We start from the raw sequence: 14,129 nt of genomic DNA on the forward strand, positions 1-14,129 counted from the left end.
GAAACCATGACAACGACAAGCGCCCAGGACCCACCGGGCACGCCGGGCGGCGCTTTCGGTATCGCGGCGTTCACCGCCGACGACCGCCTGCGCCTGTTCCACTTCGCCGCCACCGAGAAGCGCCACGAATACCTGTGGCTGCTGCGTGCCCTCGACCGGGCACGCGCCGACTACCAGGTGCTGGTGCACGTGGCCGATGCCCAGGCGGCGCTCGACGCCCTGGCCGAGGAGCGCCCGGACGCGCGGGTGCCCGACGTCCAGTCCCTGCTGGACTCGCTCGCCGACTGGAAGGTCCTCGACCGTTCCTACGACGGCACCCGGGCCGCGAACCTGGCCGAGTACCGCAACCGGCACTACGTCTACCAGTTCACCCAGGCGGGCTACCGCGCCTACCGGGCGGTGGAGGACGTGCTGTCCGCCAGCCTGGAGGACGCGCAGCTGTCGCGGCTGGTCTTCCCCGACATCCTGGCGGACCTGCGGGCGCTCGCCGAGGCGGTGCGCGAGGGCGACGCGCCGGAGGTGTACCGCAAGCTGTCCCGCCTCGATGGCGTCCTCGCGGACATGGCGCAGCGCGCCGCCCGGTTCTACCTGATGCTCGGCGACCTGTCGCGGACGAATGACACCCGCCCCGAGGTCTTCCTCGCGCACAAGGACGCCCTGCTCGCCCATATGCGCGAGTTCCATTCCGAGCTCAGCAGGTACGCGCCGCTGCTCGCCGACGCGGTCGAGGCGGTGGGCGCCGAGGGAGCGGACCGGGTCGCGACGCTGGCCGCCGAGGCCGACGACTCCCTCTTCCGCTCCCACGACCGGACCGCGGAGTGGCGACGGCGCTGGGCCGGCCTTGTCCAGTGGTTCGGTACCTCCCCGGGGGCAGCGCAGCGGGCCAGCGAGGCGGACCGGCTGCAGGACGCGACGATCACCGCCATCGCCAACGTCACCGCCTTGCTGCGGCGGGTGACGGAGTCGAGGAGGGGCGGCGTCAGCCGCGAGAGCCAGCTGCGCCACCTCGCGCAGTGGTTCACCAGCCTGCCCGCCGACACCGACGCGCACGCGTTGTACCAGGCGGTTTTCGGTCTCGGCGGGCCGCGGCACGTCGCGGCCGGCTACGAGGACCCCGAGCTGATCCCCAGCAGGCAGTCCTGGTGGGAGGCCGAGCCGGTGGCGCTCTCACGCACTCTCGTGCGGGTCGGCCGCAGAGCCGGGCTGCAGGGCCCCGGCCGGCTCCAGCGCGACGAGGCGGCGAAGGAGTGGCTGCGCGCCGAGCAGCTCAAGGCCACCACACAGCGCCGTTCCGCGATGGGGCAGCTCGCCGACAGCGGCGCCCACGACCGCGTCCTCGACGAGGCGGAGACCGAGGCCCTGCTCAGCCTGCTCAGCATCGCCCTGGTCGCCCGGGTGCCGGTCAGCCGGACCGTCGGCCCCGGCCCGGTCGCCGCCGGCTCCTCCGACGGCGTGCGCCTCACGCTGCGCCCCGCGCCAGGCGTCACGACCGTGCGGACGGTCCGCGGCAGGCTGCACCTCGACAGGCTGGCGATCGAGATCAGGAGCGCCGGCTCGGGGCTGGTCGCGCCCGCGGCGGCGGTCCCGGCGTGAGGGTCGCGGAGAAGGTCAGCGCCTTAGATCTCGACGAGTACCAGCAGGCCGCCCGTCAGGTGCTGCGCCATCCGCTCATCACGGCGTCCTACCCGGACAGGGCCACCCTTCCGCTGGTCCGCAAGTGGGCATCGCAACTGCGCGTGGACCTCGCCGAGACGCTCGGGTACACCCTGGTCACGGGCGGCGACACGGTCCGGCTGCGCCGCGTCCAGGACACCCTCGACGCGACCCACCCGGCGTACACCCGGGCGAAGAAGCCCTTCGACCGCCGCCGCTACGCCTACCTCGTGCTCGCCCTGTCGGTGCTGGGCCGCGCCGGCACCCAGATCGCCCTGTCCGAACTCGCCGACGCGGTGGCCGCCGAGGCCGGACGTGTCGACGGCCTCGGCATGGACACCGAGCGGAAGCCCGACCGGGACGCCTTCGTGGACGCGGTCGCGTGGCTCGAGACGCGGGGCGCGCTGCGGATGGCCGACGGCAGCGCCGTGGACTGGGTCAACGACCCCGAACACGCCGAGGCGCTCTACGACATCGACCGGGAGATCACCGGGGCGGTCTACGCCCCGAGCCGTGTCCTGCAGCACCTGAACTCGGTGACCGACCTCCTCGGCGACGCCGCGAGCGCGGGCCCGGAGCAGGGCATCAACGCCGAGCGCCGCCGCACCGGGCGCCGGGCTCGCCGCCTAGCCCTGGAACAGCCCGTCGTCTACTACGCCGACGTCGACGAGGGCCTGCGCGGCCAGTTGCGGGCCCCTGCCCTCGCCGAGGACCTGGAACGCCTCACCGGGCTGCCGCTGGAACGCCGCGCCGAGGGAGTCGCCCTGATCAACACGGGCGGCCGGCTCACCGACGTCACGTTCCCCGGCACCGGCACGGTCGCCCAAGCGGCGCTGCTGCTGTGCGCCCGGATCGCCGGCTACCTGGCGTCCAGCCGGCACCGCGTCGAGTTGCTGCCCGCCGCCACGGCGGCCGAGCGGCTCGCCGACGCTTCCGCCCGCATCGACGCGGCGCTGCCCGCGCGCTCTGGTGTCACCGCCCTGCTCGCGGACGCCGATCAGGCCGCGGCCACCGACAGCGCCACAGCCACTGACGGCACCGTGCGGCCCAGTGCCGCGGCGCCGCCCGGTGACGCCCTGCCTTCTGGTGACATCCTGCCTTCTGGTGACGTCGCGGCTGAGGCGACGAAGGCAGCCGGCCGCGAGGCCACCTATCCGTTCCTCAGCGACTCCTGGCTGCGGGCGGAGCTCACGAAACTGCTCAAGGAGTTCGGCCGCGGCATGTCCGAGCGCCAGATCGCCGACCCGGCCGGTCTCCTCGACGACGTCCTGCACCTGCTCGCCAGCGTGGGCTTCGTGGCCCGTACCGACGGCGGCGCCCTCATCCTGCCCCTGCTCGCCCGCTACCGGGGCGTCACGGCCCAGCTCAAGGAAACGATCAAGTGACCAGGTACGAGCCCACTCGGGCCGGCATCATCAACATGTGGGACTACCGGGACGAGGAGTTCTCGTTCGCCCGCGGCTGGCTGATCCTGCGCGGGCCGAACGGGTCCGGCAAGACCAAGGCCCTCGAAGTCCTCTTCCCCTTTGTCCTCGACGGCCGGATCGACCCGAAGCGGCTCAACCCGTTCGCCGCCGGGGACCGGACGATGAAGTCCAACCTGCTGTACCGGGGCGTGGACAACGCGGTCGGCTACGTCTGGCTTGAGTTCCGCCACCGCGACACGAGGCAGGCGGTGACCGTCGGCATCGGGCTGCACGCCCAGCGACACCGGGACATACCGGTGCGCTGGCACTTCGTCGCCGACGGCCGGGTCGGCGAGGACTTCTCGCTGCTCACCGACGACGACCGGCCGATGACGCGCAAGCAGCTCGCCGAGGAGATCGGCGACGCGAACATCCACGCCTCGGCGACGGACTACCGGGCCGCGATCGACGCCCGGCTGTTCGGCCTCGGCGCCGAGCGCTACGAGCAGCTGGTCACCCTGATCCTCACGCTGCGCAGGCCACAGCTCGCCAAGAACCTCGACCCGGTCAGGCTGTCGGACACGCTGACCGACGGCCTGCGGCCCGTGGACGACGACCTCATCAACGAGGCGGCGCGCAGCTTCGACGACATGGAGACGGTCACCCGCACGCTGGAGGGCCTGGTGGCCGCCGACGAGGCGACCGCCGCGTTCCTCGCCAGCTACACGACCTACCTGCGCACCCACGCCCGCGCCGCCGCCGACGCGCTGACCCGCCGACGCGAGGCGACGCAGGCCCAGCGCGCCGCGACCGTGGCGGACGAGGATGCCGAGCGGGCCGCGCAGGACGGGCAGCGGGCCGCCGAGAACCGCCGCGAGCAGGCCGAGACGGCCGTCGCCGGGCTACGCGGCCGGATCGAGCAGCTCAGGGCGAGCAACGCCTACCAGGCGGTCGAGCAGATGGGCGACCTGGAACGCCTGGTCCGCACCTGCCTGCAGACCGCCAACGAGACAAGGGCCGAGCTGGACCGCCGCCAAGCGGCAACCGCCCGCGCGCGGTCCGAGGCCGAGCGCGCGGGCGCCGAGCTGGCCGATCTCTCCGCGGCGGCGGCCCGCGCCGCGGCGGAGCTCCTCGACCATGCGGCGCGGGCGGGAATCGAGTGGCAGGCCGCCGACGCCGAGGTGGCCGGCGTGGTACGGCGGGCCGGCGCCCGCGCTGCCGTCCGCCTCGAGAACGTCCGGGCCGTCCGCGCGCCCGATGCCGAGCACCGCAAGGCCGAGCAGTCCCGTGACCTCGCCCGGATCGCCCTTGACCGCGCCACGCAGGCCCTCACCGACGCCGAGCAGGCCGAGCGGGCCGCCGACGGCGCGGTCGCCAGCGCCGTCGAGGCCGCCGGGCAGGCCCTGGCCGCCTGGTCGTCCCGGCACTCCGGGCTGTTGCCCACGCACGGCTGGGCGGACCTCACCGAGGCGCTGGGCGACGCGCTGGCCCAGTTCGGCGAGCCGGACGCGGCGCTGCCGGAGAGCACGTACAACGCCGGGACCGCCCCGGCGGAACACCAGGTCCGCGACGAGCAGGCGGCCCTGCGCGCCCGGCACACCGCCCTCGTCGCGCAGCGGAAGGCCGTGGCCGCCGAGCGGGACGCCATCGCCGCCGAGCGGGACGACGCCCCGCCGCGACGTCCCGGACGGGCCGCGGACCGCATGGATGTCACCGGCGCCCCGCTGTGGCGCCTGGTCCGCTTCGCGCCCGGCGTCGACGACACGCGGGCGGCGGCGATCGAGGCGGCCCTCGAGGCCAGCGGCATGCTCGACGCCTGGGTGTCGCCGGACGACCACGCCAGCCTCCTGGCCGCGCCCGGCTATGACGGGTACCTGGTCCCCGGGACAGCCATCACCGGGCCGAACCTCACCGACGTGCTGGAACCCGAGGACGACACACCCGTGCCACGGGGACTGGTCACCGCCATCCTGGCGTCAGTCGCGCTCGACGGGAGCCTGTTCTCCAGCGCTGCCGTGACCGGCAGCGATGGGTGCTACTCGCAGGGCATCATCGCCGGACGGCACCACAAGGAGCACGCCGAGTACATCGGCGCGACCGCCCGCGCCCACCGCCGCGCCGCGCGGATCGCCGAGTGCGACGCGAGGATCGCCACGCTGACCGCCGAAATCGCCGGCCTCGACGAGCGGGCGCGAGCGCTCGCCGACGCCCTGGCCGCGTTCGGTGACGCCCGCGCGGACCTGCCCGCGACCGGTCAGATCGCCGGCGCCCAGCGGGAGCACAACCGGGCCGCCGGGCATCTGCGCAGTGCCCGGCATGCCGCTGAGCAGGCTCGGGTGAGCTTCGACGAGTCCGTCGCCGCCGTCACCGTGACTGAGCGCGCCCTGCGCCGGGCCGCTGCCGACAGCATGCTCACCCCCGAGAGCGCCGACCGGGTCGAGGACGCGACCCGCCGTTTCGAGGCAGCCGCCCGCGACCTCGAAGCCAGGTACCGGGAACGCGGGCGGCAGGCCGACGCCGTCGCCGACGCCCGCGGCCGCGTCGAGCACGCCGCTGCGGAGGAACAGGCGGCCGCCGGCACGCACCGCTCCGCGTACCGCCGCCATGCCGAGGAGGACGCGAAGCTGCAGGCGCTGCGGGAGTCTGTCGGCGCCGAGGCCCAGGAGGTGCTGGTGCGGATCTCGGCGGCCGAGTCCGGGCTGGCCGCCGCGCAGGACGAGGAGAAGGCCGCCCGCGGCGCCGAGATGGAGGCGATCCGGCTGGCGTCCGCCGCTACCGAGCGGGTCGCCTCGGGCCGGGCGGCGCTGCGCGTCGCACTGGACGAGGAGCTCGCCACCGCCCGGAGACTGGCTCCGTTCGCGGCCCGGGAGCTGCTCGACGTGCTGGCGTGCCCGCCGGGGCTGCGGTGGCCCGCGAGCGAGGAGGAGTGGACGCGCGGCGAGACCCCGCCGGCAGCGCTCGCGATCCATGACGCGATCCTCACGGCCACCCGTGGCATGTCCGCGACCGAGACGTCGCAGAAGGCGTCGACCACCAGGCTGACCCGGGCGCTCGAGGAGCTGCAGGCGCAGCTCGCCGCGGCCGGCCAGGACTACCACCCCGCGTGGGACAGCCCGGACGGTGTGATCGTCGTGCGGATCGCTGACGAGCAGGGGCCGCTGCCCGCCGCGGCGTTCGCCAACCGGATCTCCGCCGCGCGCCGTGACCAGCACCTGCTGCTGTCCGACAGCGAGCAGCGGATCCTCGAGGACGCGCTGCTGACCCGGCTGGCACAGCAGATCCACGACCGCACCGTCGACGCGCGCGACCTGATCCGGGCGATGAACAGGGAGATGCGCGAGCGGCGGATGTCGTCGGGCAAGAAGGTCGGCGTGAGCTGGCAGATGTCCGATGCCCTCGACGCCGAGCAGCGGGCGGTCGTGAGCCTGCTCGACACGGAATCCTCCCGCCTGGCGCCGGATTCGCTCGCCCGGATGCGGGCGCACTTCGCCGATCGGATCAAGACCGAGCGGGCGCGCCACCGGGACCAGCCCTACCGCGAGCTCCTCGCCTCCGTGCTGGACTACCGGCGCTGGCGGCAGTTCTCGTTCCGTCTGGTGGGCCCCGAGGGCGAGGAGGAGACGCTTACCCGGGCCAGGCACAGCAGGCTGTCCGGCGGCGAGCAGTCGGTGTCGCTGCACCTGCCGCTGTTTGCGGCGGCGCACGCGACCCTGAACACGGCGCGCCCGGACGCGCCCCGCCTGCTCGCTCTCGACGAGGCGTTCGCCGGGGTGGACGACACCGGCCGCGCCGAGCTCATGTCCCTGGCGGCGCAGTTCGACCTCGACCTGTTCATGACCGGCTACGACCTGTGGGCGACCTCGGCCGCGGTCCGCGCCGCCGCGCACTACGACCTCGCGCACTCCCCCGTCCAGCACACGGTCAGCGCCCTGCTGCTGGTGTGGGATGGCAGTGAGCTGATCGCCGACGAGACCGGCACCCTTACCGCTCTCCTCGGCTCCCCGGGCACGCGGCGCGCGGCCACCTCGCCCCACCTCCTCCTGGCACCCCAGGCGTGACCGCCCGCAGATGATCGCATCGTCGGGAAGCGGCCGGTCCGGCCTCGCGAACAACTCGGCCCCCGCGTCGTGTTCGGGCCCAAGGCGCGCGGGCGTCGGTCACCCGTTGAGGAGGGTGATGCAGCGCCCGGCCGGGCTGGTCACGGTGGTGATCGCGGTGCGTTCGTCGATGGGAGGCGCGTTCGTGCGCTGGTCGAAGATCACAAGGGTGCCGATCGGCAACTGGAGCCGGTCGAGGTAGCGGTCCAGCTGCAAGAGCCCGGCCTTGAGCGGGTTGGATCTGCCGGTGCGCCAGGCCTTGATCTCAAAACCCTCGCGCTGGACCTGCCACGGTCCCCCACGGGGTGCGTAGGGCCAGCGGAGATGAAGGTCGATGCGGCCGGAGCCGAGCGCGTATTCGCGTTCGACCTGGCCGGTACCGTTGACGGCGCGCTGGAGGTAGCCCATGAGAATGAGCTGGGGCGCGGCCTCGTCGTAGTAGCCGCGGCTGGTGAGGAACTCGCCGTTCTCGATCCACCAGACCGCGAAGTCGGCGAGGACTCGCGGAAGATCGAAACTGCCGTCCGGGCGGACGAAGGTGCGGGGATCGGTGGTGATGCTCTCCTGCACGGAGGACGACAGGACGCGGACGATGACCTCGCGGTAGATCGGATTCGCGGCCCGTACGGGTGGGTCGGGCGCGATGAGGCCGAGATCGCGGACATAGCTGACGTCGTCGTCGTACGGGTCGAGGACGAGCGGGTCCCCGGCGATCAACGGAGCGATGATCTCACGGACACGGGGCTCGGCCAGCTTGGAGGCCAGCGAGTCCAGGTGGGTGGCGCGCGCAAGGACGAGCCGTTCCTTCGCGGCCTCGAGATGCTCACGTGTGATCGTCTCTGTGGCGGGCACGGCCATCTCCTCGACGACCTCGCGGGCCAGCGCGTTGACCAGCCACGGCTGGCCGCCCGTGAGCTCGTAGGCGTGCTCGACCGCGCCCGGCGCGAACGGCTGGCCGGTGGCGGCGGTGTGCTGACCGTAGAGCTCCGCCACCTCGTCCGCGGTGAAGTCGCCCAGCCTAAGTGACTTGAGTTTGATGTTGAACGGGCTCGACGTGCCCAGCCGCGACGGGTCACCACCGGCCGCAGCCTTGTAATCACGGACATCGCGGAGACCACACAGCACGACCGACGCTGGGAAGGGCGCTGTGGAGCGGGCGTTGTAGCCGTCCCGCACCTGGCTGAGCACGCTGATCAGCGACTGGCCTTGAAGGGCGTCGATCTCGTCGAAGAACAGGACGAGCGGACGTGGGCAGATCCGGGCCCAGGCTCCGAGCGCCTCGACGATCAGGGTGCCGTCGGAGGTCTCCGGCCACGGCGCCGGCCGCAGCTCCGCAGGCAGGGTGTCCTCGGCGCTGGAGCGGAGCCGGTCGAGAATCGCCCGGGACGCGGCGCGGATGTCGTCTCCCCAGGCGCGCCCGGTCTCGCAGGAGACGTGCACCGCGGCGTACTGGCCCCGCGTGGTCAGGTCGGCCGCGAGTGCGCGGAGCGCCGTCGTCTTCCCCGTCTGGCGGGGCGCGTGGACGACGAAGTAGGCCTTGAGATCCACCAACCCGGGTGCCTCCGGGAGGCGGGACAGCGCCGGAATCATGTAATGCTCCGCGCGGATGCACGGCCCAGCCGTGTTGAACCGACGGCTCACCAGTCCTCCTCCCCCGCCCGGCTCGTGACTTCACCACCAGCCTATCCGCGATCGACGATCTATCTGTGTGCTCAGTGATTCCGCCCTGACCAGTCGCGAGCGCGCGGACGGACCGAGCGCACATCGACGGCGGCGGAGGGGCGCGCCGCCTTTGTCACCCAGCTCGGCCGTGCCGTCCGGCAGCTACGTCAGCAGCGTCGAACCGCTGGCAATGCAGGTAAAATGCCTGCATGACTGCGATCACAATCCGCGATGTCCCGGACCTGACCCTGGATGCGCTGAAGCTCAAGGCGGCGCAGACGGGCCGCAGCCTGCAGGCCTACCTGCTCGACCTCGTCACCCGCGACGCCCGGACACCGGCCCTGGCCGAGATGATGGCCCGCCTCGACCGCGAGACACACACCGATCTCGCGACCTCCGACATCCTCGCCGCGATCGACAAAGGCAGACAACGCGGATGACCGCCCCGGAAGCCGTCATCGACTGCTCGGCTCTGATCCGCACACTGACCGATCATGGCCCGACCGGCCAGGCGGTCCGCCACCGCCTCGCCGGCCTGACTACATTGGCCGCACCCGGTCTCCTCGACTACGAACTCCTCTCGGCCCTGTTCGGGATGGTCCGCGGCCGGAAGCTGTCCGCGCCGGAGGCGGAGAAGGCCATCGGCGACTACCAGCGCCTGCCCTTCGTACGGCACGAGACGCTGATCCTCTGGAAACGCGTCCGCGACCTGCACCACAACCTGAGCGCCTACGACGCCCAGTACGTTGCCCTCGCCGAGGCCCTGGGACTCCCACTGATCACCAGCGACGCCCGCCTCGACCGTGGCGCCGCCGCCACCTGCTCCATCGAAGTCTTCGCATAGACCGACACAACCGGACGCCGGGACCGGCGCCACTGGCGGCCGGGCCGCCGCGAGGCGGGTCTTCACCTGCGCGCAAACGGCTCGGTCAGATACGGGATGACAGTCATGTCCGCCATGACGGACACGTGTCGGTACCATGACCTATCTGTGGAGGCGAGCGCGGGAACCGAGATGATTGACGTCCCGTCAGGGCAGGTGACGCTGTCGGACCGGCGATCCCAGCGCAGCTGGTCGGTCGAGCTTGCGGCGTACCAGCTTGCGGCGTTCCCGGTGACCCAGACGCGATACGCCCAGGTCACCGGCCAGCGGCCGAGCGCGGCGCGAGGTGATCAGCTGCCCGTCGAGGGCGTTTCCTGGTGGGACGCCGTCAGGTTCTGCAACGTTCTGTCACAGCACGAGGGGCTGGCCCCGGCGTACCGCTTCGATGCTGACGTCGATGGTGTCGAGTGGGACACGTCCGCCAAGGGATACCGGCTACCGACCGAGGCCGAGTGGGAGCATGCATGTCGTGCCGGCACCGCCAGCGCGCGGTATGGGCGGCTCGACGAGATCGCTTGGTATCGCGGGAATTCGCGCGAGCGGATTCACGACGTGGGCGGCAGACAGCCCAATGCGTGGGGCTTTTACGACATGCTGGGCAATGTCTGGGAGTGGTGCTGGGACGTCTACGACGCCGAGGTCTACGGCACCTACCGGGTGCTCCGTGGCGGCGGGTGGTTCGACGAGAACTGGAGCTGCCGGGCCTCGGTTCGCCGTCGAAGCCACCCAGCCTTCCAGATCGACGACGTAGGATTCCGCATCGCGCGCTCCACCACCCCCACGAATACGGTCAGCGGACGCGCCGGGCCTCCGAAACCGCCAGGCATTCGGAACACTCGTTCGATTCGGTAAATGATGTTCCGACCGGCGTGGTCACTGGGCATTGTCCCTGGTCAGCGCCTGGGTAGCGACCGACGACACCAACGCGAGGTGCCTGCCCGCGAGAGTGCTCGCGGTGAGTGCAATGACCGCTCCCGCCCGAAACGCCGTACCAGTCATCGCGCCTTCTATACCTAGCAGTATTATGCATCGTACTTCCAGGGTATCGAACGGAGTGAGGCTTGGTGAAGGTCGGCAAGGATCTGGTGGCCGCCTCGGCGACGCCGTTGGTGCTCGGCATCCTGGCCGAGGAGGAGAGCTACGGCTACGCGATCCTCAAGCGGATCAACGAGTTGTCGGGTGGTGAGCTGGACTGGACCGAGGGCCTGCTCTACCCGTTGCTGCACCGGCTGGAGCGCCTCGGATGTGTGGAGTCCAGCTGGCAGTCGGTGACGGGCGAGCGGCGGCGCAAGTACTACCGACTCACCGAGGCGGGCCTGGCCGAGCTGGCCGAGCAGCGCCGTCAGTGGGCCACGGTCATGGACGCGCTCAAGGGAATCTGGCTGGGTCTTGGCGACCGCGGGACGCTGACGGCGATCCCGCTGGAGGGCCGGGCATGACGGCGCGGGAGGGGCAGGAGGAGCTTGAGGCGCAGCTCGCGCAGTGGCGCCAGTACGTGGGGCGTCGCCGGGAGATGCGGCCGCCCGACGCCGACGAGCTCGAGGACCATCTCCGTGGTTGCGTGGACGAGCTCGTCGAGGCCGGCCTGAACACGGATGAGGCGTTCCTGGTCGCGGTCAAACGGATGGGTAGCCTCGACGACCTGTCCCGTGAGTTTGCCCGGGAGCACTCCGAACGGCTGTGGAAGCAGTTGGTCCTGACCGCAAGCCCAGCCGCGGACGCGCGGTCACGGCGGGACCTGAGGGTGATGGCCTTCTGCGCGGCGGGTGCCGCACTGTCCATCAAGGCGCCGGAGCTGTTCGGGGTGAGTCTGGACAACAACGCGGCAGCCGTATTTTACGGGCCGAACGTCAGCCTGCTCGTGCTGCCCTGGCTCGCGGGTTTCCTCGCCTGGCGCCGGCAGGCCCGACGCTCACTGATCGGGATACTGGTGGCGCTGTTCGCGCTCGGCGCCGTCGCGGCCAACGCCTACCCCCTGGCGGACAGGTCACAGTCGCTGGTCATCACCAGCATCCACCTGCCCATCGCCCTGTGGCTCGTGGTGGGCCTGGCCTACGTGGCCGACGGCTGGGGGTCGTCCCGCCGACGCATGGATTTCATCCGCTTCACCGGTGAATGGTTCATCTACTTCGTCCTCATGGCTCTCGGCGGCGGTGTACTCACCGCGTTCACGACCGGCGCGTTCAAGGCCATCGGGATCGTTCCGCAGGAGTTCATCGCGCAATGGCTCCTTCCATGCGGCGCTGCGGCCGGGGTCGTCGTGGCCGGATGGCTCGTCGAGGCCAAGCAAAGCGTCGTCGAGAACATCGCTCCGGTGCTCACCCGGCTGTTCACTCCGCTGTTCACAGCGGTCCTGCTCGCCTTCCTCATCGCCGTCGGCTGGACCAGCAACGGCATCGACGTCGAACGCCAAGCGCTGATCCTGTTCGACCTGCTCCTGGTCATCGTGCTGGGGTTGCTCCTCTACTCGATCTCAGCCCGCGACCCACTGGCCCCACCCGATCTGTTCGACAAACTGCAGCTCGCCCTCGTGGTAAGCGCGTTGGCCATCGACGTGCTGGTACTTCTGGCTGTCACCGGGCGCATCACCGAATACGGCACCACACCCAACAAGGCCGCGGCCCTCGGCGAGAACGTCATCCTGCTCGGCAACCTCGTCTGGTCAGCGTGGCTGTTGCTGGGGCTCGTGCGTCGACGCGTCCCGTTCACGACGCTCGAACGCTGGCAGACCGGCTACCTGCCCGTCTACGCCGCCTGGGCCTGGATCGCGACCCTCGTCTTCCCGCCGCTGTTCAGCTACGCCTGACCCGCCCAGCAGGCGGCGCCTGCCAGCTGGGCCGCCACCCACCGCCCAGCCCACGCCTGCGGTGGCTCCCTCCGCCGCCTCGCGACACGGCGCACCCCAGCCCCGCCTCTTGATCTACACCCCTACTGCCGGGCACTCTTAGAAGTACAGTTCTTAGAAGTACAGTTCTATTTCTCCGGCTGGTGGCGGTGGCAGTGACGGATGTGATCGAGAAGCCTGCGCACATGTTCGACCGCGACTTCGAGTGGGGCCACCTGGTGCGCTTCGCGGCCCGGGTGGGCGGGCCCGCGCAGCTGGGGGTGGTCAGCGGGCGGCGGCGGCAGGGCAAGACGTTCCTGCTGGAGGAGCTGGCCCGCCAGACCGGTGGGCTCTATTTCGGCGCCACCGAGGCGACCGGGACCGAGTCACGGGCGCTGTTCGCCGAGGCGCTCGCGGAGGCGACCCGGCTGCCGACGCCGCCGCGGTTCGCAACCTGGGACGAGGCCGTTCGGTACCTGTTCTCGGTCGGTGCGACCTTTCCGGGCCCGGTGGTGATCGACGAGTTTCCCTACCTGAGTGCGGTGTCGCCGGCGCTGCCGTCGATCCTGCAGCGAGAGCTCGACCGCGCCGCATCGGCGGCTCAGCGCGGCGAGCCGGGACTGTCACTGTTGCTGTGTGGCTCGGCGCTGTCGGTGATGGGCCGGCTGCTGGCCGGCAGCGCGCCGCTGCGCGGCCGGGCGAACCTGGAAGTCGTGGTCCACCCGTTCGAGTACCCTTTGGCGGCTCAGTTTTGGGGCATCACGGATCCGCGGCTGGCGGTCGCGCAGCACGCCGTCGTCGGCGGCACCCCGGCCTATCGCAGGTTCGTCAACGACGACGTCCCCGCCGGTCCCGGCGACTTCGACGACTGGGTGTTGCGCACGGTCCTCAACCCGGGCAGCCCGCTGTTCCGGGAGGCCCGCTACCTGCTCGACGAGGAGGCCGGCGTCCGCGATTCGGCGATGTACCACTCGGTGCTCGCCGCTGTCGCCGGCGGTTCCAACACCCGCGGCGGCATCGCGAGCTACGTCGGCCGGAAGGCCACCGACATCTCCCACCACCTGGGTGTCCTGGAGGATTGCGGGCTGCTGCGCAGGGAGGAGGACCTGTTCCGCCAGGGCCGGGCGGTGTACCGGATCGCCGAGCCGCTGATCGTCTTCTACCAGGTCGTCATGAGGCCCCGCTGGGGGTTCCTGGAAAGTGGCCGGGCCGCCGCGGTCTGGCGTGACGCCCGCCCTCGCTTCTCCGCGCAGGTCCTCGGCCCCCATTTCGAGCAGCTCTGCCGTGACCACGCGGCCTTCGCCCCGCCCGGCCTGTTCGGCGAGCTCCCCGGCGAGGTCTGCGCCGGTGTCGTTGCCGACCCCGAGCGCAGGACCAAGATCCAGATCGACGTGGCCGTGCTGGCCCCACCGGTGCCCGGCGAGCCCCGCCGCATCCTGTCTCTCGGCGAGGCGAAATGGGGCGACATCATGGGCTCCCGCCACGTCGACCGGCTCCGCCGCGCTCGCGACCTGCTCGCCGCCCGCGGCTACGACACCCGTGACACCACTCTGACCTGCTACAGCGGCGCTGGCTTCGACCCGTCCGTCACCGCCGCCACAGCC

At 71.6% G+C, this 14,129-nt stretch carries 11 protein-coding genes; 9 read left to right on the forward strand and 2 right to left on the reverse strand.

The window, feature by feature from the left end:
* Nucleotides 1–6: 6 nt before the first annotated feature.
* Genes MJ797_RS15865 through MJ797_RS15875 form a run of 3 tightly spaced genes read left to right on the forward strand, consistent with a single transcriptional unit; the run spans nucleotide 7 to nucleotide 7,117 of the window.
* Nucleotides 7–1,593 (forward strand): TIGR02677 family protein, encoded by a 1,587-nt coding sequence (locus MJ797_RS15865; protein WP_239335588.1) that lies wholly within the window; start codon nucleotides 7–9, stop codon nucleotides 1,591–1,593.
* Nucleotides 1,590–3,038, forward strand: a complete 1,449-nt coding sequence (locus tag MJ797_RS15870; protein WP_239335589.1) for a TIGR02678 family protein — start codon at nucleotides 1,590–1,592, stop codon at nucleotides 3,036–3,038. Before MJ797_RS15865 ends, MJ797_RS15870 begins: the two co-directional genes overlap by 4 nt.
* Nucleotides 3,035–7,117, forward strand: a complete 4,083-nt coding sequence (locus MJ797_RS15875) for a TIGR02680 family protein (RefSeq protein ID WP_239335590.1) — start codon at nucleotides 3,035–3,037, stop codon at nucleotides 7,115–7,117. The genes MJ797_RS15870 and MJ797_RS15875 overlap by 4 nt, the downstream gene beginning before the upstream one ends.
* A gap of 99 nt (nucleotides 7,118–7,216) precedes the next feature.
* Here MJ797_RS15875 and MJ797_RS15880 read toward each other — a convergent pair whose 3' ends face one another.
* Nucleotides 7,217–8,797 carry an ATP-binding protein gene (locus MJ797_RS15880; RefSeq protein WP_239335591.1) on the reverse strand — a complete coding sequence of 527 codons (1,581 nt, stop codon included), beginning with the start codon at nucleotides 8,795–8,797 and terminating at the stop codon, nucleotides 7,217–7,219.
* 230 nt (nucleotides 8,798–9,027) lie between these two features.
* On the opposite strand from MJ797_RS15880, the gene MJ797_RS15885 reads away from it, so the two are divergent.
* The 3 genes from MJ797_RS15885 to MJ797_RS15895 all read left to right on the forward strand — a co-directional run bounded on the left by MJ797_RS15885 (nucleotide 9,028) and on the right by MJ797_RS15895 (nucleotide 10,553).
* Nucleotides 9,028–9,258, forward strand: a complete 231-nt coding sequence (locus tag MJ797_RS15885; RefSeq protein WP_239335593.1) for an antitoxin — start codon at nucleotides 9,028–9,030, stop codon at nucleotides 9,256–9,258.
* Complete coding sequence (locus MJ797_RS15890) at nucleotides 9,255–9,662, forward strand: type II toxin-antitoxin system VapC family toxin (protein WP_239335595.1); 408 nt, start codon at nucleotides 9,255–9,257, stop codon at nucleotides 9,660–9,662. The genes MJ797_RS15885 and MJ797_RS15890 overlap by 4 nt, the downstream gene beginning before the upstream one ends.
* Before the next feature lie 171 nt (nucleotides 9,663–9,833).
* A complete protein-coding gene (locus tag MJ797_RS15895; RefSeq protein WP_239335597.1) occupies nucleotides 9,834–10,553 on the forward strand; it encodes an SUMF1/EgtB/PvdO family nonheme iron enzyme in 720 nt (239 codons plus the stop codon).
* A gap of 21 nt (nucleotides 10,554–10,574) precedes the next feature.
* Here MJ797_RS15895 and MJ797_RS27005 read toward each other — a convergent pair whose 3' ends face one another.
* Complete coding sequence (locus MJ797_RS27005) at nucleotides 10,575–10,700, reverse strand: hypothetical protein (protein WP_255720376.1); 126 nt, start codon at nucleotides 10,698–10,700, stop codon at nucleotides 10,575–10,577.
* A 65-nt stretch (nucleotides 10,701–10,765) separates the two neighbouring features.
* On the opposite strand from MJ797_RS27005, the gene MJ797_RS15900 reads away from it, so the two are divergent.
* From MJ797_RS15900 to MJ797_RS15910, 3 genes are all read left to right on the forward strand, one after another.
* Complete coding sequence (locus MJ797_RS15900) at nucleotides 10,766–11,140, forward strand: PadR family transcriptional regulator (protein WP_239335599.1); 375 nt, start codon at nucleotides 10,766–10,768, stop codon at nucleotides 11,138–11,140.
* On the forward strand, nucleotides 11,137–12,507 hold the full coding sequence (locus tag MJ797_RS15905; protein WP_239335601.1) for a permease prefix domain 1-containing protein: 1,371 nt from the start codon (nucleotides 11,137–11,139) through the stop codon (nucleotides 12,505–12,507). The genes MJ797_RS15900 and MJ797_RS15905 overlap by 4 nt, the downstream gene beginning before the upstream one ends.
* 188 nt (nucleotides 12,508–12,695) lie before the next feature.
* Nucleotides 12,696–14,129 (forward strand): ATP-binding protein (locus MJ797_RS15910; RefSeq protein WP_239335603.1); only part of this gene is annotated, 1,434 nt, incomplete at its 3' end.

The sequence above is a fragment of the Protofrankia sp. CiP3 genome (genome assembly GCF_917627345.1).
Taxonomy (GTDB): Bacteria; Actinomycetota; Actinomycetes; order Frankiales; family Frankiaceae; genus Protofrankia.

Bases quoted from the DNA above. Each gene is read 5' to 3' on its own strand.
- MJ797_RS15905 (WP_239335601.1), top strand. From the start codon at position 11,137: ATGACGGCGCGGGAGGGGCAGGAGGAGCTTGAGGCGCAGCTCGCGCAG.
- MJ797_RS15890 (WP_239335595.1), top strand. From the start codon at position 9,255: ATGACCGCCCCGGAAGCCGTCATCGACTGCTCGGCTCTGATCCGCACA.
- MJ797_RS15865 (WP_239335588.1), top strand. From the start codon at position 7: ATGACAACGACAAGCGCCCAGGACCCACCGGGCACGCCGGGCGGCGCT.
- MJ797_RS15885 (WP_239335593.1), top strand. From the start codon at position 9,028: ATGACTGCGATCACAATCCGCGATGTCCCGGACCTGACCCTGGATGCG.
- MJ797_RS27005 (WP_255720376.1), bottom strand. From the start codon at position 10,700: ATGACTGGTACGGCGTTTCGGGCGGGAGCGGTCATTGCACTCACCGCG.
- MJ797_RS15895 (WP_239335597.1), top strand. From the start codon at position 9,834: ATGATTGACGTCCCGTCAGGGCAGGTGACGCTGTCGGACCGGCGATCC.